The organism is Pedobacter sp. KBS0701 (genome assembly GCF_005938645.2).
In the GTDB taxonomy this organism is placed as follows: domain Bacteria; phylum Bacteroidota; class Bacteroidia; order Sphingobacteriales; family Sphingobacteriaceae; genus Pedobacter.
The window spans coordinates 309,194-335,183 of record NZ_CP042171.1 but is presented as its reverse complement, the minus strand read 5'-3'; the positions used below and the strand labels follow the sequence as shown (position 1 = coordinate 335,183).

The window sequence follows — 25,990 nt, the reverse complement described above, 5'->3', positions numbered from 1 at the left end:
TTTATTAATTTGTGCAAAAATAACATTCCTGATCGCATGAGAGGCTCATTTAAGTATATATTTTGGTTTTTTTGTGTAATCTTATTCTTTTCATGTAAGGAGAATGCTGATCATCATGACAAAAAAGTATTCAACATCAACCTCGATCAGGGTTTAACCTCTATTGATCCGGCTTTTGCACGCAACCAGAATGCCATCTGGATGACTAACCAGATTTTTAATGGTTTGGTACAGATCGATTCATCCTTGCAAACCCTTCCCTGCATAGCCAAAAGCTGGCAGGTTTCGGAAGATGCACTTACTTACACATTTAATCTGCGCAATGATGTATATTTTCACGACGATCCGATATTTAAAAATGGAAAAGGCCGAAAAGTAGTTGCAAGCGATTTTGCATACAGTTTTTACCGGTTAATTGATCCAAAAGTGGCCTCATCGGGTGGGTGGATTTTTAGCGACAAGGTAAAGGATAAAAGCAATTTTATTGCGCTGAACGACTCTACTTTCCAGATTAAACTGGTACGCCCTTTCCCACCCTTTATGAGTTTGCTCACTACACAATATTGCTCTGTTGTACCTAAAGAAATTGTAGAACACTATGCTAAAGATTTCAGGAGTCATCCCGTTGGTACCGGCCCTTTCAGATTTAAGTACTGGAAAGAAGGGGAAATATTGGTGCTTTTAAAAAACGAACGTTATTTTGAAAAAGATGAAAAAGGAAAGGCATTACCCTATCTTGATGCGTTGAAAGCCAGTTTTATTACCGATAAACAAAGTGGATTTATGAGTTTCCTGAAAAAGGACCTGGATTTTTACTATAATGTAGATGGCAGTTATCGCGATGATATCCTGACCAAAAGCGGAAAGATGACCTCGAAATACAAAGGAAAATTTACATTGACCAAAAGCCCGTATCTGTGTACCGAGTATGTTGGTATTTTGGTTGATACCAGTCTTTCGATTGTGAAGAATTCGCCGTTGCGCTTAAAAAAAATCAGACAGGCCATCAATTATGCTATAGACCGTGACCGATTGATTAAATACCTGAGAAATGGAATTGGTGTTGCGGCAACATCTGGTTTTATTCCTAAAGGTATGCCTGGTTTTGATAGCCTTGCTGTCCGGGGATATTCCTACAACCCAAAACTTGCTGCCAAACTTTTAGCGGAAGCTGGTTTCCCGGAAGGAAAAGGCATGGGAGAAGTCACCTTAAACACCACTACAACTTATAAAGATCTGATCGAATTTATTCAGGGGCAGCTTACTGCAGTAGGTATTAAAGTTAAAATTGATGTAAGTCCAAGTGCCAGCCTTAGGGATTTAATGTCTAAAAACAGTGTGAACTTTTTCCGAGGTTCCTGGCTAGCCGATTATGGCGATGGAGAGAATTTCCTTTCCATGTTCTACTCAAAAAACAAAGTTCCCTATGGACCAAATTACACCGCTTTTTACAACAAAGAGTTCGATGAGCTGTTCGAAAAAAGCTATTACGAAGCCGATAATGAAAAAAGGTTTGAGCTGTACCGTAAAATGGATCAGATCGTAATGGATTATGCCCCTGTTGTTCCGCTTTTCTACGACCAATCTGTAGTGATGCTGCAAAACAATATTAGCGGGTATTCCTTCAATCCGCTGAGCCTGATGATTTTGAAAAGAATTAAAAAGAAATAGAAGAATCGTCAACTTAAACGTTGTCAGTCTGAGCCTGTCGAAGACCTTTAACAGTTCTTCAATAAATATTGTCCTTAATATAAAAAACCATTGACAGATCCTTATAGAAAGATCGTCATCTAGATCCGATAGCTATCGGATGTAGCGCAGCGAAATGGAGAGATCTTTTAACCTGAGTTCGATTAATAATGTGCTTAATTAGGTTATTTGGCGCCTTGCATGAAGGGTTGTCACCCTGAACTTGTTTCAGGGTCTTTATAGCAAGGCGGTTTAACAGGAAAGATGCTGAAATAAATTCAGCATGATGATCGCGTCAAAAAAAGTAACAGTAAAATCTATTTCATCTCCATTAACTTCCTTTTAAGAAAATCGGCAGTTGCCTCACTCACCTTTAAACCGTTAGAAAACTTCATCCAGTGGTGGGTATCATCCGGAATAACTAAAAATTCGAATACCATTTTTTTATCCTCAAACCTTTTGGCCAGGTCTACACTCTGATTAAAAGCAACATTGCGGTCGTCATCTGCATGGATAATCAATGTTGGCGATGTCCAGGTGTTAATATAACTCACCGGAGATGATAATTTGGCAATACTTGCGGCTAGTGCAGCATCTGGGGCAGGTTCCTTTCCTTCGGCTCCCGGATTGCTAAACCGATAATTTACGCCATGGATATCTACGCCTGCTGCAAACAACTTAGCATCTTTTCCAAGCGCCAGCGCAGTTAAGTAGCCGCCATATGAGCCACCATAAATGCCAATTTTATTTTTATTGATGTTTTTCTGATTCGCTAACCATTCGCCTGCTGCCTTTATATCCTGATATTCTGCGGCTCCCTGCGCCCCGGCATTTAATGGTTTATGAAAATCAAAACCATAACCAATACCCAAACGATAATTTACAGATAAAACCGTAAAACCGATATTCACCAGGTACTGGTTTAAAGCATAATCAATGGAGTAATAATCCATCGGGTTCCAGCCCAAAAGCATTTGCCGTTGAGGACCACCATGAACATATACGATTGCTGGCTTGTTTTTAGTTCCTTTTTTGGGAGAAAACAATTGTCCGTATACAATATTGCCGTCGGCTGCCTTGAAATTTACGTGCTTTGGAATTACCATTTCTTTGATGGGGAAATTGTTAGGGATAAGTGATTCGCCGATGAGTTTAACTGCCTTTTTATCATTTAATACAGCAGGTAAAAGCGGGCGTTCTGCTGTAGAACTTAGACAGAAAAAAGTACGGTTATCTCCCGAAATTACCGGATAGGCTTCAATACCTTTACCAAAACTCAATGCCTCCATGTTTGCCTTATTTACGGATACTTTGTAAATATGTCTCCTGTCTAAATCATCGGCTTCTTTACCTGTGTTTGCTGCAAAAACCAATGTTTTTTTATCATTGCTCAGTTTAACATTTTCAATGGCAAAATTACCGGGGGTAAGCAATAAACGGCCTGATCCATCAGGATTAACAGCATATAGGTGCGGCCAACCATCTTCATACGAAGTGAATATTATCTTACCGTCGGCCCATTGCAAATTGGTACCACCATCAATCGAAGGATAAGAGCCCCTGATCGTTTCGGGAGCTTTCCAAATCTGTGTTCCTTCTCCGGTATTTACGTTAAACGTCCATATAGCCCAGGGTTGATGTTTTCGGGTTAAAATCGAATCCGTTTCAATGCCTGTTCCTGCCGTGCGGATAAAAGCAATCGCATGGCCATCTGGCGACCAAACTGGTGCATTATCTTTAGAAAAAGATGGTAACAGCCACTGTATCGCGGTTTGCTGATCGGTATAAATACCTATAAAAGAATGATCGGTCCGGTTGGATACAAACACAATCTTCTTCCCATCCGGCGACCATCTGTAACCTGTGTTAATGCCTTTTGCATAAAACAGGTTTTTGGCCGGAAACGATCCATCAATGGGGGCAACCATCACCTGACCTGTTTTGCTAAACAGCACCTGTTCGCTATTTGGTGAAATAACGGGATTATCTCCTTCACCAATTGCAATAACTTTTCCACCACCAAAAGGCACAGCAAACACCTGTATTTTTGGTGCAATTGGAAATGAATTTGCGTTAACCGGTCCGCCATCTCTTCCACCATGATCTCCTCCACGTACAAATACAATCCATTTGCCATTTGCAGAAATAGATAAACTGGTTAATTCCTGCCCGTCATCATCATGATAACCGGTATTTTTTATTGCTTTGTAATCAGGCGCTTCAGCAGTATAAATATTTCTTTTTCCTTGCTCGTTTGTGGCCCAAGCGATTTTAGCGCCAACAGGCGAGGCTACCAGTTGTGTCGGAAAAGGATAACTTAAAACTGATTTCAGTGTAAAGTTTTGCGCAAAAATTTTAGCGGCAGATATTAGCAGGAGCAGGATAAGCAGCGATTTTTTCATTACTTAATATGGGGCAGATAAATTAAAAAAGCCCTAACCGATGTGCAGTTAGGACTCTGATTATTGTTTTTTATAAGCATGTTACTGATCCCACCACAGTTTGGTTGTTCTTGCCACATCTGCCGGAACATTTGCCCCGTTTTTACTACGTTCACCCTGTGGATAATCCAAACGACGGATAAAGGTTGGAAGCGCAAAATTAACTGGCAGGGTAAAATCCTTGTACTTGTAATCGAAACGACGGGCATCGTTCCATGCTTCAGGATTTAAATAGGTTGCAATGTATTTTTCTTTAAAAATCAGGTCTTTTGTTAAGTCCGCAGCACCAACACTAACAACAGGATTGGCCAGATAAGCATCTCTAGCAGTTGTTGAAACCGTTAATTTATCCATATTAGCACCAATACCAGCCAGATAAGCTGCGTAGGCTTTCGTTTTATCGGTATCGAAATAAGCTTCAGCTTCGATAAATTTCAACTCGGCATAGGTAACAATAAGTATTGGTGATGTGTTGCTGGTCCATGGAGAGTTACTAGAAATATAACATTCATCTTTCGTGGTGTTTGCACCAGGTAATCGGTTACCGGCACCATTTACGGTTCCGATGTAAGTATTATTAACGGTTTTATCGGTAATTTTTTCGATGCGCGGGTCAAAAACGGTAAAAGTTTTACCGTTTAAGGCATCAATAAATTGCTCAGAAAGCCATCCACCCAGCGATTGTTGCGAATTGGATAGTGCCACATTCGCCCATGGATTACGCTCTTTAAAAGTAGCCATGCCGGCATCATCTGCATTAGTGGTAAAGGAACTACTTAGCGCTGCCAATACTGCTGTAGGATTATAAGAACTGGTTTTACTAATTTTGTTCAATAATCTGGCTTTTAAAGCATAAGCCATTTTTAACCAGTTTGCCCTTTCTGTGGCGGGAGTTTTTCCATAAATTAAATCGCTTGTAGGGGCCAGTTTAACTGTTGCATTGGTTTTGGCAAGTTCAGTAATGGCTTCATCCAATAGTACGATAGCCTGGTTATATACCTGCTGTTGTTTGTCGTATTTTGGCTTAAGGTTGTTGATATCGAAAGCCTGCGAAAACGGAGCATCTCCCCATAAATCATTTATCAGGGTAAGGTTATAGGCAATAATTACATCAGCCACACCTTTATATTCGCTGGAGCCTTGAGCAACTGCCAGTTTTTTCATTTCGTTAGCATCGGCCATGGCAAAATAAAGTGCATCCCAGGTAGTGCTAAAATCAATGGCCTGATAGGTATCACCAGCGGCGTTAGCTGAAGGACTGGCGGTATATTGCACATAAGGAGCGACAATACTTCCGATAAGGTAATTGTTATTTCCGATTTTGTAAGTTGATGTAGCCAACAGTGCATTGAGTGTTGGCACGGGAACCTGATTCGGATTATCAGACAATTTATCTAAATAATCGTCTTTACAACTCTGCAAACCTAGTGTTGCAATTATAGCTGCGCACCATGTATATTTTATAATTTTTTGCATCGTAATTCTATTTAAAAACCAACATTAAGAGTAAACATAATTGTACGGGCAGATGGATACGTAAATCCGGCAGAGCCATCATTATTACTACCCGAATCGAAAGAACTCGATTCCGGATCTACACCATAATATTTCGTCCATAACCATAAATTATTTCCGGTAACGGACAGTGAAGCATTTTTGATTGATTTAGCCGGCAACCAGTTCTCCGGCAAATTATACGTTAAACTTGCAGAACGTAAACGTACCCATGAGGCATCGCTTACAAAAGGCTCAGAAACGTTCCGGTAATAGATGCGGTAATAACCTTCTCCATAATTAACACCATCTACTGTATTCTGCCCCAGCCATACTGGTTTGGTGTTTGGTGTTCCATTGGCTAATACACCATCAAATACCTTATACGACCTTCTGTCAGCAGTATAATCAGGCAATCCGAAGGCCGAATAAAAATCCTCTAACCAGTTGTATTTTTCAAATCCTAAACGCGCATCAAACAATACATTTAAACTGAATTTTTTGTATTTGAAAGTATTGCCCATACCGATGATATAGTTTGGCTGCGAATTACCCAGTAATTTTTGCTTGCCACCTGAAATGCTCGGGAATCCGTTTGCTCCAATTAGTAATGGAAGATTTTTATCCAGTACAATCGGATCTTCCGGCGTACTGCCATAATAACGGTTAAAATAACTGCCATAAATATTGCCATAAGGCTGCCCCTGGATCAGTTTCATCGTTACTCCGGCATTGCCATAACCTCTAGCGGCACCGTAAACAATTTCAGATATGCCATTAGGCATACTCAATACCATGTTTCTGTTGGCCGAAAAATTAACATTTACATCCCACCTGAAATCTTTTGATACAATTGGTTTACCATTCAATACCAGCTCAACTCCCCTGTTCCTGATATCGCCGGCATTGATGGATTTGGTTACATAACCTACTGCCGAAGAAACCTGCGTTTGGATGATCTGATCTCTGCTTAATGAATAATAGTATGTAAAATCGAAACCTAAACGATTTTTAAAGAATGACATCTCTAAACCAGCCTCATAGGTATTGGTAAACTCAGGACGAAGATCGGGATTGCCAAGATTTGGCGCAATGGTTAAACCACCTGTTCCGGTTGGCAACTGGGTATAAGGCGAATATCCGGTAAATGTAGAATACTCGGACGCATCCTTTCCTATCCTTGCATAAGACAAACGTAACTTGGCCTGATTAATGACAGTTGGTAACTTAAACTGATCGGAAAATACATAACTTAAACTTGCTGAAGGATAGAAAAACGATCTGTTCGCTTTTGGCAACGTAGAAGTGATGTCATTTCTTCCGGTTACGGTTAGGAAAAGATAATTTTTGTAATCAAAAGTCGCTTCTCCAAAATAACCGATCAGTCTTTTTTGTTTCAAGGTCTGCGTTGGTGTAAGTACACCCGCATTTGCTAAATTAAAGAAATCGTACACACCAAGAATACTTCCTAAAGTACCGACCTCTTTCGATTTACGGTCGTAAAGCTCTTGTCCAAGCCTTAAAGTCCCGGTAATATCATCCGTTAGTTTAGAAGTAAGTGTGGCAACGACAGTGCTGTTAATGGTTCTAAACTTAGTATTGTATTCACCATAAAAACCCTGGGCATTATCATACATAGCTTCAGTAGCATACATTGGTCCGCGGGCAGTGCGCACACGGTTATCATTATAGGTATCTACACCTAAGCGATAAGAAAAGTTAAGCCATTTGGCAGGATCATAACTCAGGCTTGCCCCACCAATAAACCGGTTAACATCACCTTTAAACCTGTTGTTTGCTGTACCCCAGATTGGATTATTGGTACCGAAGTATTTTTGCGAACCGTCTGCATTCTGATAATCTGCTACATCATAACGCGGCGACCAATAAGCCAAACTTTCGCCAAAACGGTCTGCACTGTATGTATATCCGCCAGAATTGGTAAAATTCATATTTACAGCGGCCTTAAATTTTGGACTGATGGTAAAGTCTGTATTCAAACGTCCAGAGAAGTTTTTATTATCGGTATTTGGCATCATCCCTTTTTGATACAACTGCGAAACAGAAGAGAAAAACTTAATCGCTTCACTTCCTCCGGCAACCGAAATTGAATTTTTAACCTGCTGACCTGTACCAAAAGCACGGTCGTAGTTATTGAACAATTGATCAGGGTGAGTAGGATCGATCAGTTTCGCTTCGGCAATGGTTGGGCCCCATGCTGGTCCGATTCCGCCTGGAGGATTGGTATAAACACCTAAAACACCTTGAGTATATTCTGTTTGTACATCCGGCGATTTCAATACTTCATCAAAACCATAACTACTGTTGAAATTAACGCTTACCCCATTCTGCTTGCCTCTTTTAGTAGTAATTACCACAACGCCATTTGCACCTCTTAATCCATAAAGCGCGGTAGCGGCACCTCCTTTTAAAATATTGATGGTTTCAATATCCTCCGGATTAATATCTGAAGCCCTATTGGTTACCCCTCTTGAACCATAAGCGGTTCCATCGGGATTAGCCCCAACAGTAGAGGTAGAGTTATCAATCTGCACCCCATCTATTACATATAAAGGATCGCCGGAAATGTTAGGATCAATTGAGTTAACTCCCCTGATCCGGATACTTGCTCCCTGGCCGGGACCACCACCTGTGCTGGATATTGTAGCACCTGCAATTTTACCCTGTAATGCATTGAGCAAGTTAGGCTGGTGATTATAATTCAGGTCTTCAGATTTTACAGATTGTGCAGCATAACCTAAAGATTTAGCCTGTCGGGTAATTCCTAATGCAGTTGAAATATTTACTTCCTGTAGATCCTGCGCATCAGAAGCCAGCCCTACATTAACTGTGGTTTTACTGCCAACCGTAATTTCCTGTGTTTTATACCCAATAAGGCTGATGACCAGTACAGCATTAGTTGAGGGCACCTGAATGGTAAAGCTACCATTGGAATCGGTAGAAGTACCTGTTGTACTGCCCTTGATTTTTACACTTGCTCCGGGTAATGGACCTCCATCGTCAACAGCAGTTATTTTTCCTGTTATGGTTTTTACCTGCGCCATTGTGGATAGGCTTGTCAGTAAAATGCACAGAAAAAAAAGTGAGGTAAAGATTTTTCTCATATCACAATTATTTAGGTTAAGGATTTGTTAGTTATTGCAATATATGGTTTTTACAAACACAAACACGCACAAAACACGATCAACTAAGCTAAATTCCGTACAATTTTTGATACAAAAAGCCTTTACCTGCAAAAACAGGCAAAAATCCGAGATTAAAAACGCAAAACACTCAACAAAATTAACCAAACAACAAAAACAAGAAACCCACAATCCTACTTATTGTACATTTCACACTATATACAAATAGCAACTACCCTTAAAGCAAAAAAGTCTTCCCGAATTACCGGAAAGACTTATATTATATATTCAGATTGAATTTTTACTGCTGAACACCACCGCCCATTCCACTTCCTTGTCCTGGTTGCTGATCTTGCTTCACATCGTCGTTTTTGATTTTTTTCTTCTCTGTAAATTTAAGTTTACCAAAAGTATAACTAAAGTTTACTGTGTAGTTACGCAATGGGTAATAAATGTTTTGACTTTGATAAATTGTGCCTCTTTGATTAACAGCATTATTAACAGTTTTGATGTGAAGGTCTTTTGTAAAAGGATTTAAAACCCCTAATCCAATACTTCCTTTTTTCTTAAGTATTTCTTTTTTGAATGACCCACCATAGATATAAAATGGGTCTGTAACACCTTGATAGGTACGTCTTTTTGAAGTTATTACGTTAAACAACTCAAAGTTATAACCTTTACCAAACCCATATGCTGAGCGTACGAACCAGTTGAAGTTAAAGAAAGCACCTGTATTAACATTGGTTTCGTTATTAGTTACAGAATAGGTGTTTCCTGAAAAGTTGGTCATTAAAGTCCATTTTGGTTTAAGATTGTACGATGCAAAAACATTAAATCCGTAAACGGGAGCAGTACCAACATTTATGTAAGAAGTTAATGTCTTGTTTACACCATTTTCGGTAATTGGTGAAATCGAATTCTCAATTACGCCAACTGTGCGACGGTAAAAAATTGAGGCATTAATTATCGACCCTTTGATAAAAGTATTATATCCTAACTCTAAATTATCACTTAACTCAGGGTTTAATTGAGGATTACCTTGCATAATATTAAACTGGTCGCTTTCGTTACGGAAAGGATTTAAATAAGATTGCGACGGTCTTTGTACGCGACGGTTGTAGCTTAGTTTTATCGTAGCACCACCTTTTAAATTTTGCGAAATAATTGCACTTGGAAATAAGTTCAAATAATCATTTTTCTGAATACCACTGCTTTGCGTATTAAAATCTATCCGGGTATACTCAGCTCTAACTCCACCTTTAAATTTTAATTTTTTAGTTAAATCAAAACTGATTACACCATAAGCTGCACCTACATTTTGGTTATATTCAAAATCTTGAGCAGTATTATCAAACTGACTTTGTATATCGCGTAAAATTGCTTTTGCACCAACTTCTAAAGTTGTTCTTTTGTTGAATGGGTAAGTATAATCTGTTTGAAAGGTATACTCATTATTTTTACCGTTATTATTACTTATCGTTTGCAAACCAGATGGGAAAGCAGCCGAAGTAAGTAAATTACTGAAACTTGTAGGTGTTCTGCCATTTGAAAATTGTGCCGATATAGAAAATTCTTCTCCTTCTTTTTTACTGGTTTTACGGTAATCAACATTCCAGTCTAAGTTTCTGAAAGTCATGTCCATATCTCCAACATTAGATGCTGCCACATTATTAATTAAATAATTTGTTTCACTTGGACCACCGTTAGAAAAACTATTAAACTTTGCGGTTGTACTAATATTGTTATAAGCATTAAAATCGTAATCCAAACCTACACTGCCATTATATCCGTTACGGCTCCATTTAGAAAATCCACTTTGCGAAATATTATTTGTTGTACCGTCCAGGTAAGTTGTATTGGTGATAAATTCAGTTTGTGATTTTTGAGCATAAGCTAAATTTGTACCCAAACTTGTATTCACACTTAGGCGGCCTGTTTTTGCCGTTAAATTAAAAGAACCATTATTCTGGCGAGTTCCTGCTGCAGCATTAACTGAACCGCTCACTCCCTGAGCATTCGATTTTTTGGTGATGATGTTAATAATACCTCCTGAGCCTTCGGCATCATATTTTGCAGAAGGACTGGTAATTACTTCAACCGTTTTAATTTGCTCTGCCGGAATCATTTTTAATGCATCAGCAACACTACTGGCCATTGTTCCTGAAGGTTTGCCATTAATTAAAACACGAACAGCACCACCACGAAGTTGAATATTTCCTGTAGGGTCAACTGAAAGCATTGGTACTTTACGCATTACATCAGTAGCGTCGCCGCCGGCATTTGTTCCATCAGCCTCAGCGTTATACACCATTCTGTCGATTTTATTTTCAATAATGGCTTTGGTTCCCTGAACCTGAACATCGGCCAGTGTATTTTCGCTTGATGAAATATAAATTGTACCCATATTATTATCAGGTTTTGATGGCGTGGTGGTAACTAAAACAGATTTTGTTTTGTAGCCCATAAAACCAATCATCAATTTGTATGAATCAGGAGAAACGTTCTGTAAACTTAGTTTTCCTTTTTCGTCGGTTACGCCACCATTTACAGATTTGTTGTCTTTTACATTAATTAAAGAAACCGTTGCATAATCAATTGGCTTTTTAGTTAATGAATCTAGTATGGTTGCAGTAATACGTCCGGTAACTGTAGATTTTTTGGGTCCTCCACCAAATCCGCCGCTGGGAAACTGGGCATGTGCGCTAAAAAATATTCCAAGGATAAAGCTTAATAGTAAAAGTTTTTTCATTTTAAGAGTAGGTCTTTTGTAATTAGTCTACGCAAATTGCATTTTGTTACAATGATACGCTATACTTTTTACACCAACTCCATTAATTGTTCGGCAAACACTACACTTTTACCGGTAAAAGAAATCATGAAAAATATAAAACCGATAATATAAGATGGAATTTTCCCGTCATCCGCCTAATTTCTTACATTATATGATTACCTCGAAATATTGTTTGGTCTTGAATAAACCATTTGCATCACATTAATATTCCGCATGGCAAAAGCTGCTTCGCAATAGTTCAGGTAATAATTCCACTTGCGGATAAAGGTTTCATCAAAGCCCAGGGCTTTTACTTTATTCAGGTTTTTATTGAATGCGATATACCATAAATGAAGTGTATGGGCATAATCCAAACCCATATCTTTTAAATCGACCATGGTTAAATCGCCGGTTTCATTTATTGCTTTGTTTATGGCGGCTACTGAAGGTAAAAGTGAGCCTGGAAAAATGTGCTTCTGAATCCAATCTACACCGTTTCTCAATTTATCATATCTACAATCGGGTGAGGTAATTACCTGAAAGGCAAAAATCCCCTCGGGTTTTAATAACTTCTGGCATTTTTCGAAATAGGTTTCTAAATATTGGTGACCCACGGCTTCGAGCATTTCAATGGATACGATTTTATCAAAAGCACCCTCAATTTTGCGATAGTCCTGAATAATGACCGAAACCTGACCGGCCAGTCCTTCTGCATGAACACGCTCCATTGCCAGTTTTTGCTGTTCTTTAGAAATGGTAACCGAAGTAACTTTACAGCCGTAATTTTTGGCTAAAAAAATTGCATTACCGCCCCAACCACTTCCAATTTCCAATACATGGTCGGTTGCCTTAATTTTTAATTGCCTGGCCAGGCGGTCGTATTTAGCATATTGCGATTCTTCTAAACTTAAATCTTCAGGATTAAAATAACCGCTCGAATAAGTCATGGTTTTATCCAGAAAAGTCGCAAAGAAATCATTGTTCAGATCGTAGTGCTCCGAAATATTTTTCTGCGATCCCGCCAAAGTATTTTCCCTGCGTATATGATAGATTTTGTTAACCCATTTAAAAATATTCAGCGCAATGGAGTTTGCCTTGCTCCCGGTAACCGAAGGTGCATTTTCAATGTTCAGGATTACCCATTTAATTACATTGGTAATGTTTGTGGTATCCCAAAGGCCCGAGGTATAACCTTCGCCAAAACCGATATCGCCATAAAGCGCAATCGATTTAAAGAAATCGGGATGGTTAACCTGTATATGTGCTTCTATTTTATGTTCACCGTTTCCAAAAATCAGTGTTTCGCCATTTGGCAATGAAAGTTCCAATTTGCCTAATGTCATTTTAGAAAGCGCATTAAGCACTACTCTTTCGAAAAAACCTCTTGATGTTCTGGCAGCGGTAAGCGTATTCATAACTTTGATCTATTTTATTTGTGGTTTATAGGGTTTATATACGTTGCGTTGCAACTCAGGGTTTTCAGCTTTTGGATGAAAAGGTATTTTTTTTATCCAAAGTTTAAGTGCCTGCCAGTGGATCATGCCCATAACCTGTAACGGTATTAAGGGCATAGAAAAAAAATATCGTAGCAAAGCGGCATTCGTTAATGGCTTTTTCTCACCAATTAAGGTACTGATAAAAAACAATTTACCATTTTTATCCAGGTCGTTAATTTTAATATCGAGCTTATCAGCCGGCACTTTTAAGTTAAAATCGAAGGAATCGTCATGGTCGATAAATGGTGAAACATAAAAATATTTGGTAGTGATTTTTTTAAAGGTATCGCCATGCAATTCATCTTTTCCGAAGAAAAAAAGTTTCATTTCGCGGTAAGTATTGCTGATTTCGGCCACACAACATACCGGATTTCCTTCCTCATCGAAGCAATAATAAAAGGAAACGGGATTAAAATTGTACCCCAGCACATTGAGGTTGGTAAGGAGTTTTATTTTAAGCCTGCTGCCATCAACGCCATGCTCTTTTAAATAATCTTCTAAATGCTGTCGTGTATTTTTGGTTTGATCAGGATTTTCTTTTGGCAACTGAAGATGTTCGGCATCGCGAAAAGAAAAAAGATTAAATTTATTCAGGCTAAACCAACGAAGCTTTTGCGCGAGCATTTCCAGCTCGTCCAGATCGATATAAAACATATACACGCTGTACCAAAAAGAATGTTTTTTGGGTGCCAGGCGGTGGTGCATGACTTTAGCGGTATAGATGGATGAGTTGATTTGCATTAATATTACAATTTACGAAATTTATGATTGATTTTCATTCTGAGTATCCTGTCATTCTGAGCGCCGCGAAGAATCTTTTAATTAAAGATATCTTCATTAGAAAAGATCTTTCATTGCATTCATGATGACAAACTGAATTAAACCCCTAATCAAAATAATACTTATCTTACTGGTAATGAACTAACTAAACTAACAGCTCCCTACACAGGTCAACAGCACTTTTATAAGCATCTTCATGAAAACCATATTTAAAATAACTTCCGCAATAATATATCGGCCCGGTTTCGTTTAGTTTGTGCAATTGCTCCTGAGCCTGCATGGCAGGAACATCAAACAAAGGGTGATGATAATCGATTTCTTTAACAATTTTTTCAGGATTTAGTGTTCCTGTTGGGTTAATGGATACAAAGTAATTCTGCTTTTTAGAAACTCCCTGTAAATTATTCATCCAGTAAATGGTACTGGGCAATAATTTATCGCCCTGTTTTTCAACCCGGTAATTCCAGCTGCTCCAGGCCAGTCTGGTTTCGGGCATCTGCTTTTCATCGGTATGTACAACGGCTTTGTTTAGCTGGTATTTAAATTTAGAAAGGAGTTCAGTTTCTAAAGCTGTTTTATCTTTTACGATTTCAAAAGTCTGGTCTGCATGACTGGCCATTATCACTTTATCGAATTCTAATTTCTCGCCCTTTTGATTTTCCACTTCAACTTTACCATTCTCTAAACGTTTTACCGCAACAATTTTAGTATTGATTTTGATCCTGTCGCGGAATGGCGCTATCAGTTTTTCGCGGTAAGCCTGACTGCCATTTTGCAGCGTGTACCACTGATGCTGGGTATCTAATCCTAAAAACCCGTGATTTTTGAAAAAACGGATCAACGTAACCGCCGGGAAATCCAAAATCTGTTCCATCGGGGCACTCCAAACCGCAGCACTCATCGGAATAAGATATTGCCAAAGCATATCCTCACTATAACCAAAAGCTTTAAAAAACTGCCCGATCGAATAATCCTGATACTCGGGTTTATCCAAAATTTCTACACTTTGTTTGTTAAAGCGGTTAATCTGCATCAACATTTTTAAATAAGAAATATTAAACAGGTTTTTCCGTTGCGCAAAAAGATGGTTCAAACTTGAGCCACTATATTCTAAATTTTTAGGCAGAAATTGCACACTGAAAGACATATCAGTTTTAATGACCGGCGCATTAATCTCGGCAAACATTTCTGTCAGGTTTGGATAGGTCTGATAGTTAAAAACCATAAAGCCACTATCCAGGTAAATGGGGTGTCCATCTTCTTCGAGCGTAATGGTATTGGTATGACCACCGATATAATCGAGCTCTTCGAAAAGGGTAATATCGTATTTATGCTGCAGTTTATGGGCACAACCCATGCCTGCTATTCCGGAGCCGATAATGGCGAGTTTATTCATAATGTAATATGGAAGATGGATAATGTGATATGGATGACGGAAGATGTGATATGGATGATGTAAAATAGATGATGGGCATATTGCTAACTCCATTATCCATCCTACATCCTTACCTCTTACATTATTTATTCTTTTCAAACAAATAATGGCACACCATCCATTCGTTTCCTTTATTATAATTGAACAGTTCGGCGCACGACATGTAAAATAACCTCCAGTATACCCACCATTTCACCGCCTGATCTTTACCATAAGTCCGTTCTAAAATCGGCATGATTTCCTTTTTATGCCTATCCATATTGCTTAGCCAGGCCTCTGAGGTTTTACCGTAATTGGTTCCGTTTACCACCCAGTGTTTATCGATTTTGAGGTCGTCGTTAAAGTAGAAAAACAAGTGATTAGAGGGCATAATCCCACCTGTAAAAAAGTATTTACTCATCCAGTCGGTTTCGTCAATCACCTCAAACTTGTATGCCAGGCTTTTGTGTGTAAATATGTGCACGAATAATTTCCCATCTGGTTTCATAAATGAAGCAACCTTGTTAAGCAAAGATTTATAGTTGCGCATGTGCTCAAACATTTCTACTGATACTACCCTGTCAAATGTATCGGCAATGGTAAACGTATTCATATCGGCAGTTAAAACCGTTAAGTTTTGTATTCCACGCTGTTTTGCAGTTTCATCGATAAAGATTTTTTGGGTTGCAGAATTCGAAACCACCGTAAAAGTGCTCTCCGGAAATTTAGCCGACATATACAATGAGAGCGATCCCCAGCCACAGCCCAGTTCTAAAACATTCTGTCCATTTTGTAAATCGGCTCTTTTACAGGTTAAAGCCAGCATATCATCTTCTGAAGTATCAATATCTTTAACGCCCGGTTTCCAATAACCACTGCTGTATTTTAAATTTTTACCCAAACAATATTGAAAGAATTCGGTTGGCAGTTCGTAATGCTGTTCATTGGCATCAGCTGTATTTACCGCAATCGGCAATTGCTTCAGTTCAGCAACCAGGTCCATAAATTTTTCCTGCTGTAGTTCCTCATCGCCAAGCGTTTCATCATCCAGGCGCTGTTTGCATAATTTTCTGATGCCGATACGCAAGGCCGTATCAGGAAGTTTGTCGTTTTCTAAAAGTTTATCGTACCACATGTAATTTGGAGTTTGATGGTCGGAAGTCCGAAGTCGGAGGTCCGGTGTTGTTATTTTATATGCAAAATGCCTAATAGCAGATTGTTTATTTTTGATTTACAGTTTTATATTGGCAGCCAGACCCCGGTCTTTCGGACCTCTAACTTCTGACTACTTTTTCTTAAACCACGGAAAAAAAGCACTCGTTGTTTCCTGGTATTTCCTATAGGCTACAGGTTTGCTCCTCAGGTTTTGCTCTTCGTTGTTAGGCACACCGGTAACCCTGGTTAATAAATACAATATAACTGCCGGACTAATGATGGCGAGAATGCCCCATGGCGAAGCCAATGCAAAAATGAAATAGCCCATCCAGGTTAGCCACTCAAAAAAATAGTTGGGATGACGGCTGTAGTACCATAATCCGGTATCGCATACTTTGCCTTTATTGAGGGGATCTTTTTTAAACGCTGCAAGCTGCCTGTCGGCAATCATTTCTCCGAAAAAAGCAATTACCCAAACCAGCGCACCTGTAAACTCTAAAATAGAGATACCCTGCGATTGATTTGCCGTAATGATAAAAAATGGAATAGCCAGGATTACATTGGATATGGCCTGAAACTGAAAAAAAACAAAGAAATTACGGTCGGCTTTGTTGCCCCATTCCTTTCTGAGTTGCTCGTACCTCCCCTCTTCTTCCTTTAAATGACCGATAACACGTTGCCAAAGGTGAATGCCCAGGCGTAACTCTGCCAGTAAAAACATTCCACAGATTAAAATTTTTCGGGGATCGTAACCATCAGATAAAAAAAATGTGATGATTGTAATTACAGGGAAGTTTAGTGCCCAGAAAACATCGACCACACCTGCGTTTTTAATTTTCTTTGCCCAAAACCAAACCATGGCCATAATAAAACAACAGGCAAAAAGCGAAATGAGTGCGATGAATAGTAGATGTCCTGTCTGGAGCGGCATAAGGTCAAGGTAAAAGGTTTAAGGCCTAAAAGGCAAAATCAGCATTGCTATAAATAAACTTCTTGTAAGACCCCTACACCTTAAACCCTACACCTCACGCCTTAAAAGTAATTCTTTAACACCTTCGTCATCTTTTAGTTTGAATAAATACACCAAAACATAAGCTAAGGTTGCTATGCTTCCTAAACATACGAACAAAATGGTAATAGAGATTTTAAGAATAATGCTTTTTTCTTTATAAAACATCCACAAAGTGATAATGAAGATGTTAGCATAAAAATCCCAGAGGGTAGCGCACATCCAGGGTATGCCGCCCAGGAAATCCCATTGCTCTAACAGGTTACTTTCCAGCGAAGTGCTGATTACTTTATAACACATAAAAACTAAAAGGGCAGAGAAAATGATTTTGAGTAAGTTGATCATGCGGTGGTTTAAATTTTAAAACAGATTGGAGTATATACGGTAAGATAGGCAAAAAGGATTTATGGTAAAAGCCCAGGATTTTCTACATTGCCCTTCGACTCCGCTCAGGGTGACAAGCGCGGGATATACTCCGTGTGTTACATGTTTCCGTGGCTAAAAATAAATGCTTTTTAATCTGAAAAGCAAGGGCCTGTTTCTATCGGTTGCGATAGCCCTGCCATACACTTCAATCTTTTTGAGGTGCTGTTGTGCTGAAACTCAGGTATCCGTTTAGTAGGTGGCAGATTCTTCGTACCTCAGCATGACAGTATAGGTAAGGTTACTGTAAACAAAAAGGATTTTCGCTGCTGTCAGGCTTAGCTAACACAAAACAGTGCAAGAAAGGAAATCTATTAATCCGTGCTTCAGTGGCAAAAAAAGCTTACTTAGGTTACCCGGAAAGAAATTAAATAATGACCTGTGAAACAGCATTTTATGGCAAAACCCAGGACTCCTATATTGCCCTTCGACTCCGCTCGGGGTGACAAAATGCGGGATATACTCCGTGTTTTCCGTGTTTCCGTGGCTAAAAATAAATGCTTTTTTATCTGAAAAGCAGGGTCCTGTTTTTATCGGTTGCGATAGCCCTGCCAATCGCTTCAATCTTTTTGAGGTGCTGTTGTGCTGAAACTCAGGTATCCGTTTAGAATGTGGCAGATGCTTCGTACCTCAGCATGACAGTATAGGTAAGGTTACTGCAAACAAAAAGGATTTTCGCTGCTGTCAGGTTTAGCTAACACAAAACAGTGCAAGAAAGGAAATCTATTAATCCGTGGTTCAGTGGCAAAAAAAACTTACTTAGGTTACCCGGAAAGAAATTAAATAATGGCCTGTGGAACAGTATCTTATGGCAAAACCCAGGACTCCTATATTGCCCTTCGACTCCGCTCAGGGTTGACAGAGCGCGGGATATATTCCGTGTTTTCGTGGCAAAAACAAATGCGTTATTATCTGAAAAGCAGGGTCCTGTTTTTATCGGTTGCGATAGCCCTGCCATTCGCTTCAATCTTTTTTGAGGTGCTGTTATGCTGAGACTCAGGTATCCGTTTCATAGGCTGCAGATGCTTCGTGCCTCAGCATGACAGTATAGGTAAGGTTACTGCGAACAAAAAGGATTTTCGCTACTGTCAGGTTTAGCTAACACAAAACAGTGCAGGAAAGGAAATCTATTAAATCCGTGTTTCTGTGGCAAAAAACCTGTTTATTGAGGTTACTCTGGAAGAATTAAATGATGTTCTGTGGGGACACAGACCATGGAATGAGAAATTAGAGACGGCTAAACCTTTCTAATTTTAATAATCTTCATCCAGTGCAATACCTTCATTACCGGGTAGGTTGGATCAAATTCCCACCATTTGGTCGCGAAATTTGGGCTATTCGGTTTTTTGTGGTGGTTGTTCTGAAAAAGCTCACCCATCAACAAAAAGTCCCAGGGTAAAGAGTTTTTACTATGATCATCATTATCATGGTTTGAATAACCGTATTTATGGCCACACCAGTTTACAATTGCGCCGTGTAACGGCCCCATTAAAAAGTGTACCGGCAATAAAATGTACATCCACCAATGGTTGGCGAAAGCAATATAAAAGCCAATATAAAATAAACCACATGCTATTCTCCAGGCCCATGAATTTCCAATCCTATCAACCATCGGCCATTCGGGATAATTCCCCTGAAAAGCTGGTTCAGGTTGTATTTTATATTGCAGATAATTCATATACATGTTCTTCGTTGCAATCATCATCCCGAAAACATCCTTAAAAAAATGTGGTGAGTGCGGATCTTTCTCCGTATCGCTATAAGCATGGTGCATCCGGTGGAGGATGGCATAAGCTCTTGGATTTAGAAATGATGAACCTTGCGAAATCAGCAATACCAGGTAGAAAAACCGTTCCCAAAAAAGTTCCATTTTAAACATCTTGTGAGAAGAGTAACGGTGAAGGAAAAAGGTTTGGCTAAACAGGGATAAAAACCAATGGCAAAGAAAAAAAATAAGGATGATCATGTATGGGGGGTATGCTATATAAACGTATTTTGAAAGCGTTTAGTTTTAATCGAGTAGAAAAATGCTCCAAATTAAACGTTTAGATAAAAAGAATCCTGCTCGACTATATAGAACAGGATTCTATTATTTTATTAATTATTATCTACCGAAATCGTCTTGAACACGTACAATATCGCTTTCATCTGATGGGTTTGAAGCATCGGTATGTTGCCATATTTCTGCAACAACACCCCAGTCTTCTAAACCGATTAAACGGTGGCGTTCGCCTTGTTGTAATTTAATCTGGTCTTTTGGCGCGTATTTTTTCACTTCACCTTCTTCGTCAGTTTGGCTGGTTTTGATGCCAACAGTACCAGTTACTACTTGCCAAATCTCAGCTCTGCGGTGGTGATATTGCCAAGAAAGACGTGTATTTGGTGCAACGATTAAAATTTTCGGGCTTAACTTACCGCCAATTTTAAGGTCTTCAACATTTAATCCATCAAAATAAGTATCTGCAAATTGTTGCGCCTGCGCTTCGTCTATTACAAAGAAACCACCCCAAGGACGGGTTTCATCGCGGTTTACTACATTAAAACCTTCAATTTTTAAACGTTGCGCTACGCTTTCGAATATTTCTTTTTTGTCGTTTGTCATTGATAAAATATTAGTTTTTCTAATGATTGTTGAGGTTAACAGGGATTCACTCATCTCCTGTGCGGTTCCATAATTTCCCGCAAAAATAAGCCTAATAAATTAAAAAATCTCTTTCCCGCCTTTAATTTTTTAAGCGCAATTCATGAATCGCCTCAAAATCCATTTATACACTGATTAGAGATGGTAATTATTGATTATTTAGATCTCGATTTGACTGCGCTTTAGTCAGGAGATGAAGACTTTGATTAATGTTTCTCTCACCTAATTAAAAACGGGTATCCGAATATCGGGCACCCGTTTTTGTTAAAAAATTATTAATGGTAGGTGTGAACCCACCATTAGAAACAATAAAATACTGTTTTTTAATAACCTGGGTTTGGAGTCAGGTTAGGGTTATTCTTGATTTCCGGAGTAGGAATCGGAAACAATAAATGTTTGGTTTGCAAAGGTTGGTTTACACTTTTATTAATGTGGCCAACAAAATTATCAAAACTATTGGTGCTTTCATTGTACACTTTACGCAGGCGGACCATATCAAACCAGGTAATGCCCTCGTAACACAGCTCATGCCAGCGCTCTCTCCAAACAGCTTCTTCAAACTGTGTCTGACTCAAGCCCGCAAGATCAGCCAGTTGTGCCCTTTTTCGCACCGTATTTACCGCAGCATAAGCAGCAACATTCGGACTACCATCTGCCCTGTTCTGTGCTTCGGCATAAATTAATAAGGTTTCGGCATAACGGATCTGTGGAATATTCAGATCGCTCCTGCTTGTTCCCTCTACGCCTAGTGTTCCATTTGCAACCAGATCGAAGTGTTTAAAAATATAAGGTTTACCACGGTTAACCAGCGGCATTTTAAATCCATCGGTATAATAGTCGGTAAAGAAATAACCTTCTCTGTTTTTAGCCCTTAAATCTCCTGCCTCATACGAGCCATAAAAACTGGCCGTTGGAATAGCCGTTCCAATTCCATCAATTTTAGAAACCAATGGCTGGTGCAAAGGTAAATAAGATGACTGCAGGGGGTTACCAGATCCGGCAGCATCATTGTACTGGATTCCGAATAAATGTTCTACTTTATTGTCATTCTTTGCGTCATGCAGGGCTCCATAATTAGCGAACAAACCAAGTGATGCCTGATTACCTGCTGAATAATCGATTACCTCTTTGGCCTTATCTGCTGCTAATTTATAATAAGTCGCTCCTTTGTTAAGGGGTTGTCCGGCCATGGTTAAATATACCTTTGCCAGTTCAGATTTAATTGCTGCTGTAGAAACACGCCCGCTGGCATCCATAAAAGGCAAACCGGCCGCTTCTGCAGCCACCAGGTCATCAACAATGAGTTTGTAAACCTGTTCCTGTGGTGTACGTGAAGGAGAAAAATTAGGGTCATTAGGGCTGGTAATCGGTTTAGTGATTAAAGGCACATCGCCCCATAAACGCACCAGGTAAAAATAGGCCCAGGCCCTGATGAAAGCAGCCTCTCCCAAAATCCTTTTTTTCTGTGCATTGTCCATCGGGTTAATGCCCGGAACTTTATCCAACACCAGGTTGGCTTGTGCAATTACTTTATAAAATCCGTTCCAGTTTTGGTTAACATGCAAGTTTGTGCCATCATAAATGAGTGAATACAAATTGTTCAGATCGGAGTTTTGTGCGGTTTCGGTAGATTGTATGCCGGTTGGCGCATCCAGCATCTGCCAGTTGTTGGAATAAATACCGGCCCCGTTGCCAATAAACCGAAGCTCTGCATAAACGGCAGCAATGCCTGCTTCTGCATGTTCTGGTAAAGTATAAAAATTATCGGGCGAAAGATTGGTGGGATCTGTTTCATCTAAAAACTTCTTACATCCCGCGTTCCCGATTATAGCGCAGCTGAGCAACAACAAAGCAGCGATATTTTTTATGTTTATTTTCATGTTGATATCCTTTCTTTAGTTAATGTTTATAATCCAATGTTTAAGCCTACCATAAAAGTAGTTGGCTTTGGATAATCGAAAAATGTCTGACCTTGAGCAAATGCATTTCCATAGGTAGTAACCTCAGGATCGTTACCAGTGTACCTGGTGGCCAGGAAGAAATTTTGAACAGATGCATAAACACGGAGTTTGCTTAAGCGTAATTTTTCGACAAGTGTTTTATCAAAAGTATAACCCAGTAAAAGGTTTTTTCCACGGATGAAAGAACCGTCTTCTAACCAATGGGTATCAACGTTGGTTACATATCCGGCAGATTGGTCCCTGATTGCAGCAATCGGTGTATTTTGATTCTGGGGAGTCCAGGCATTTAATACGCTGGCAAAACTATTGGCCTGCACCTGTCTGTCTTCACCTGAGTGATGGGTCATATTCAGCACATCATTGCCATAAGAATATTGAAGCTCTACAATCAGCTCCAGGTTTTTATAGCGGAATGCATTACCAAACGATCCCCAGCCTTTTGGCGTTCCGTTACCAATAATCTGGCGGTCGGCATCCGTAATGGCATGATCGCCGTTTACATCCAAATATTTAATATCGCCTGGAAGCAAGGTTTTACCTCCGCGGTAACTCACAAATTTGGCTGCTTCTGCCCTTTCGGCTTCGCTCCAGGTGCCTAAACGTACCAGCCCCCAGAATGAGCCCACAGGCTCACCTACCCTGATAATACCGGTTTGATTGGTGAAATTTGGGTTACCCACACCAAAAATATCATCTGGAGTGGCCAGAGAAAGTACCTTGTTGCGGTTAAGGGAGATATTAAAACTGGTTTTCCAGGTAAAATTGTCAGTTTGTACGTTTACCGTATTAATCCCTAAATCTAAACCTTTGTTCTGCATAGATCCGATATTTTTCCTGATCACCGAGTATCCTGTGGTACGTGGAACCGGGGCATCCAATAACATATCGGTTGTTTTTCTGTAATAAAGATCGGCCTCTAAATTAATACGGTTGTTCAATAAGCCAAGCTCTAAACCTGCATCAACCTGTGCTGTTTTTTCCCAAACCAGGTCCGGATTGGCCAACCTGCCAATACCAATACCTGTTACCCTGCTATCATTAATAATGGCTGAGTTATTAACCAATGTAGCAAGCGACTGATAAGCAGGGAGCTCTGAATTACCACTTAAACCATAACTGGTTCTCAATTTCAAGTTAGAGATGGTCTTGTTTCCTTTAAGAAAATCTTCGTCTGAGGCTTTCCAGGCCAGTGCTGCCGAAGGAAAAAAGGCGAATTTATGGTTCTCTCCGAATTTGGATGAGCCATCTACCCTGCCTGTAAAAGTAACCAGGTATTTATCTTTAAAGGCATAGTTTAACCTGCCAAAATAAGAGTTAAAAGCCGACCGGTTCCGGCTGGAGCCCACCGTAATCGATTTACTTCCGGAGCCCATGTTATTGTTTCCATAAAAATCGGTTACAAAATTCTCAGCATGGCTGGTATTGCTAAAGAAGTTGGTAGCCTGCCAGGAGATCCCCAATAAGGCATTAATGGCATGCGATTCGGCAAAACGTTTGTTATAGGTTAAATAGTTTTCCAGTGACCAGAAGGTTTCCCGATCATTGGTTACATTCGCCGTTCCATTCTGTCCATCAGAGATCCCGTATAATTGTTTAGCATTGTACTCGTTAATGTTACGGCTCACAATATTGGCACCTAACTGGGTACGGAATTCTAAATCTTTGCTAAAGCTAACGGTAGAATAAATACTCCCCAAAGCCGTTTGGGTAACCATTCCGTATGTTTGATCGGTTAAGATGTGTACCGGATTGGAGCCTCCTTCTGCCCATGGAATCAATTTATTGTCGCCCCACTTGCCATCTGCCAGTTTAATGGGTAGAAAAGGGAATGCTTCCGTAATCATGCGGACTGAATTTAAGCCGCCCGTTCCCTGATCAACAATGTTTTCGTTCTGGTTATTGTAGCTCAAATTACCGCCTACCTTTAACCAGGGTTTAATTTTACTGTCGAAATTAAATCTGCCCGAATAACGTTTTAAATAAGAGTTCAGCAAAAGCCCCTGGTCATCGCGATAGCCTGCAAAAACACCGTAAGTGCTATTTTCGTTTCCACCTGTAAAACCCAGCTGGTGATTTTGCGAAAGTTTATTCTGTGTAGACTCCTTTAACCAATCGGTATTATATATTGGATTGCCATTACTATCGAAAAACTGAGGTAAGGCAATTCTGGCTGCTTTTGGAACCGGTGTAGATGCGTAACTTCCCGCTGCCCAACCTACCGGATCGTAAACCTTAATGTTATCATAAGCCAGGTCCTGCACCTTAACATACTCAAAAGCATCAAGCATTTTCACATGGTGTGCGGCCAGTGTATTTACACCAAAATCTGCATCATAGGTAATGCGCTGGGCATTTGCTGTTCCTTTTTTGGTCGTAATTAAAATTACCCCATTTGCACCCCTTGCCCCGTAAATAGCCGTTGAGGATGCATCTTTTAACACCTCTACAGAAGCGATATCGCTTGGGTTAATGTAATCAATAGCGTTACTGTTCTGTGTTTGCGATCCCACCGGCAAAGCCACACCATCTACTACATAAAGTGGGTTGTTGCTCGTATTGATTGAACTAAAGCCACGGATTTTGATATTCGTCTGACCGCCGGGTCTACCCGAGTTGGTGTTTACCTGTACGCCCGAGATACGGCCAGCGAGTGCCTGGTTTAGCGATGAAGATGGACGTTCCTGAAGTTCGCTGGCCTTTACCACACCAACGGAACCTGTAAGGTCTGTTTTTTTCACCGATCCGTAACCAATTACCACCACTTCATCTAACTTATTGGCTTCAGCAGGTAGCATTTTAACACTGATATTCGCTTCATTGCCAACGGTGATATCTTTATTTTGATAACCCACATAAGAAAAACGGATTACTTCGTTGGGGTTGGCCTCAATGCTGAATTTACCGCCTTCGTCTGTTACAGCAGTTTTACCTGAAGAAATGTTTTTGATGCCTACCCCGGGAATAGGAAGGTTTTTTTCGTCTGATACGGTTCCGGTAATTACTTTTCGGTTCTGGATGTGCACTAAAGGTACATTTGGTCCGGAAAATCCCTCGGATTTTTTAGCAACCGGATTCATCGAAAAAGCAGGGCTATTGAGCAAAAAAAGCACAGAAAGCCCTGAAATCTTTAGTAGATTAATTTTCATTGGTTTAGGTTTAGTAAATGGTTAGTTAATAATATATCGTTCAAACTGCCAGCAGATAAAACGTTTTATGAATTATTCAATAAAAAACAATTGACGGCAAATCATCATTTTTAATCAGAAGGCTTTAGGTTAAAAGCAATTGTGTATGATTGGGAAATCATATTTTAAACGGGTTAAAACTACACACAAATAAACTACACAGACATGTACTGCACTACAGTGCATAAATATTCTTAAGCTCATCGTCATATTTGGTTATTGATAAATCGATTTATCAACTCAATATTAACTATTTTATCACAAAATCAAGAATATTATTTCAATCATTAGCATTACATTTTCGTATCAGTCCGAATACAGTATGATTACTTTTACAGGCAATAAAATTTTTGAATAAATATTGCCGGTAAATCAAAAAATGGCGCGAT

At 39.6% G+C, this 25,990-nt stretch carries 15 protein-coding genes; 1 reads left to right on the top strand and 14 read right to left on the bottom strand.

The window, feature by feature from the left end:
- Positions 1-36 precede the first annotated feature (36 nt).
- On the top strand, positions 37-1,671 hold the full coding sequence (locus FFJ24_RS01145; protein ID WP_138820414.1) for an ABC transporter substrate-binding protein: 1,635 nt from the start codon (positions 37-39) through the stop codon (positions 1,669-1,671).
- Between the two features lie 335 nt (positions 1,672-2,006).
- Here the strand turns inward: FFJ24_RS01145 and FFJ24_RS01140 are convergent, their stop codons facing one another.
- The 14 genes from FFJ24_RS01140 to FFJ24_RS01075 all read right to left on the bottom strand — a co-directional run bounded on the left by FFJ24_RS01140 (position 2,007) and on the right by FFJ24_RS01075 (position 25,562).
- Positions 2,007-4,091 (bottom strand): prolyl oligopeptidase family serine peptidase, encoded by a 2,085-nt coding sequence (locus FFJ24_RS01140; RefSeq protein WP_138820413.1) that lies wholly within the window; start codon positions 4,089-4,091, stop codon positions 2,007-2,009.
- A gap of 81 nt (positions 4,092-4,172) precedes the next feature.
- Complete coding sequence (locus FFJ24_RS01135) at positions 4,173-5,606, bottom strand: SusD/RagB family nutrient-binding outer membrane lipoprotein (RefSeq protein ID WP_138820412.1); 1,434 nt, start codon at positions 5,604-5,606, stop codon at positions 4,173-4,175.
- 11 nt (positions 5,607-5,617) lie between these two features.
- Positions 5,618-8,749, bottom strand: coding sequence for a SusC/RagA family TonB-linked outer membrane protein (locus FFJ24_RS01130; RefSeq protein WP_168202354.1), 3,132 nt, complete (start codon positions 8,747-8,749; stop codon positions 5,618-5,620).
- 319 nt (positions 8,750-9,068) lie between these two features.
- Complete coding sequence (locus FFJ24_RS01125) at positions 9,069-11,516, bottom strand: TonB-dependent receptor domain-containing protein (RefSeq protein ID WP_138820411.1); 2,448 nt, start codon at positions 11,514-11,516, stop codon at positions 9,069-9,071.
- A 197-nt stretch (positions 11,517-11,713) separates the two neighbouring features.
- On the bottom strand, positions 11,714-12,952 hold the full coding sequence (locus tag FFJ24_RS01120) for a cyclopropane-fatty-acyl-phospholipid synthase family protein (protein WP_138820410.1): 1,239 nt from the start codon (positions 12,950-12,952) through the stop codon (positions 11,714-11,716).
- Positions 12,953-12,961: 9 nt separating this feature from the next.
- The gene (locus tag FFJ24_RS01115) at positions 12,962-13,774 is read right to left on the bottom strand and encodes a DUF1365 domain-containing protein (protein ID WP_138820409.1); all 813 of its coding nucleotides are present in this window, start codon (positions 13,772-13,774) and stop codon (positions 12,962-12,964) included.
- A 184-nt stretch (positions 13,775-13,958) separates the two neighbouring features.
- Complete coding sequence (locus tag FFJ24_RS01110; protein ID WP_246862712.1) at positions 13,959-15,347, bottom strand: NAD(P)/FAD-dependent oxidoreductase; 1,389 nt, start codon at positions 15,345-15,347, stop codon at positions 13,959-13,961.
- The gene (locus FFJ24_RS01105; protein ID WP_138820408.1) at positions 15,331-16,362 is read right to left on the bottom strand and encodes a cyclopropane-fatty-acyl-phospholipid synthase family protein; all 1,032 of its coding nucleotides are present in this window, start codon (positions 16,360-16,362) and stop codon (positions 15,331-15,333) included. Before FFJ24_RS01105 ends, FFJ24_RS01110 begins: the two co-directional genes overlap by 17 nt.
- A gap of 150 nt (positions 16,363-16,512) precedes the next feature.
- Positions 16,513-17,313: a DUF1295 domain-containing protein gene (locus FFJ24_RS01100; protein WP_138820407.1), complete on the bottom strand. Its 801-nt coding sequence runs from the start codon at positions 17,311-17,313 to the stop codon at positions 16,513-16,515.
- Positions 17,314-17,400: 87 nt separating this feature from the next.
- Positions 17,401-17,736, bottom strand: coding sequence for a DUF1475 family protein (locus FFJ24_RS01095; protein ID WP_138820406.1), 336 nt, complete (start codon positions 17,734-17,736; stop codon positions 17,401-17,403).
- A gap of 1,315 nt (positions 17,737-19,051) precedes the next feature.
- On the bottom strand, positions 19,052-19,780 hold the full coding sequence (locus FFJ24_RS01090) for an acyl-CoA desaturase (protein WP_138820405.1): 729 nt from the start codon (positions 19,778-19,780) through the stop codon (positions 19,052-19,054).
- A 138-nt stretch (positions 19,781-19,918) separates the two neighbouring features.
- A complete protein-coding gene (locus FFJ24_RS01085; protein WP_025142534.1) occupies positions 19,919-20,416 on the bottom strand; it encodes a phosphoheptose isomerase in 498 nt (165 codons plus the stop codon).
- A gap of 362 nt (positions 20,417-20,778) precedes the next feature.
- Positions 20,779-22,335 carry a RagB/SusD family nutrient uptake outer membrane protein gene (locus FFJ24_RS01080; protein ID WP_138820404.1) on the bottom strand — a complete coding sequence of 519 codons (1,557 nt, stop codon included), beginning with the start codon at positions 22,333-22,335 and terminating at the stop codon, positions 20,779-20,781.
- Positions 22,336-22,361: 26 nt separating this feature from the next.
- On the bottom strand, positions 22,362-25,562 hold the full coding sequence (locus FFJ24_RS01075) for a TonB-dependent receptor (RefSeq protein WP_138820403.1): 3,201 nt from the start codon (positions 25,560-25,562) through the stop codon (positions 22,362-22,364).
- Between the last annotated feature and the right edge of the window lie 428 nt (positions 25,563-25,990).

Excerpts from the sequence above, each read along its gene's own strand:
- FFJ24_RS01085 (WP_025142534.1), bottom strand. The coding sequence starts at position 20,416 with ATGACAAACGACAAAAAAGAAATATTCGAAAGCGTAGCGCAACGTTTA.
- FFJ24_RS01105 (WP_138820408.1), bottom strand. The coding sequence starts at position 16,362 with ATGTGGTACGATAAACTTTTAGAAAACGACAAACTTCCTGATACGGCC.
- FFJ24_RS01145 (WP_138820414.1), top strand. The coding sequence starts at position 37 with ATGAGAGGCTCATTTAAGTATATATTTTGGTTTTTTTGTGTAATCTTA.
- FFJ24_RS01080 (WP_138820404.1), bottom strand. The coding sequence starts at position 22,335 with ATGAAAATAAACATAAAAAATATCGCTGCTTTGTTGTTGCTCAGCTGC.
- FFJ24_RS01115 (WP_138820409.1), bottom strand. The coding sequence starts at position 13,774 with ATGCAAATCAACTCATCCATCTATACCGCTAAAGTCATGCACCACCGC.
- FFJ24_RS01075 (WP_138820403.1), bottom strand. The coding sequence starts at position 25,562 with ATGAAAATTAATCTACTAAAGATTTCAGGGCTTTCTGTGCTTTTTTTG.
- FFJ24_RS01140 (WP_138820413.1), bottom strand. The coding sequence starts at position 4,091 with ATGAAAAAATCGCTGCTTATCCTGCTCCTGCTAATATCTGCCGCTAAA.
- FFJ24_RS01120 (WP_138820410.1), bottom strand. The coding sequence starts at position 12,952 with ATGAATACGCTTACCGCTGCCAGAACATCAAGAGGTTTTTTCGAAAGA.
- FFJ24_RS01135 (WP_138820412.1), bottom strand. The coding sequence starts at position 5,606 with ATGCAAAAAATTATAAAATATACATGGTGCGCAGCTATAATTGCAACA.
- FFJ24_RS01090 (WP_138820405.1), bottom strand. The coding sequence starts at position 19,780 with ATGATCATCCTTATTTTTTTTCTTTGCCATTGGTTTTTATCCCTGTTT.
- FFJ24_RS01125 (WP_138820411.1), bottom strand. The coding sequence starts at position 11,516 with ATGAAAAAACTTTTACTATTAAGCTTTATCCTTGGAATATTTTTTAGC.
- FFJ24_RS01130 (WP_168202354.1), bottom strand. The coding sequence starts at position 8,749 with ATGAGAAAAATCTTTACCTCACTTTTTTTTCTGTGCATTTTACTGACA.
- FFJ24_RS01095 (WP_138820406.1), bottom strand. The coding sequence starts at position 17,736 with ATGATCAACTTACTCAAAATCATTTTCTCTGCCCTTTTAGTTTTTATG.
- FFJ24_RS01100 (WP_138820407.1), bottom strand. The coding sequence starts at position 17,313 with ATGCCGCTCCAGACAGGACATCTACTATTCATCGCACTCATTTCGCTT.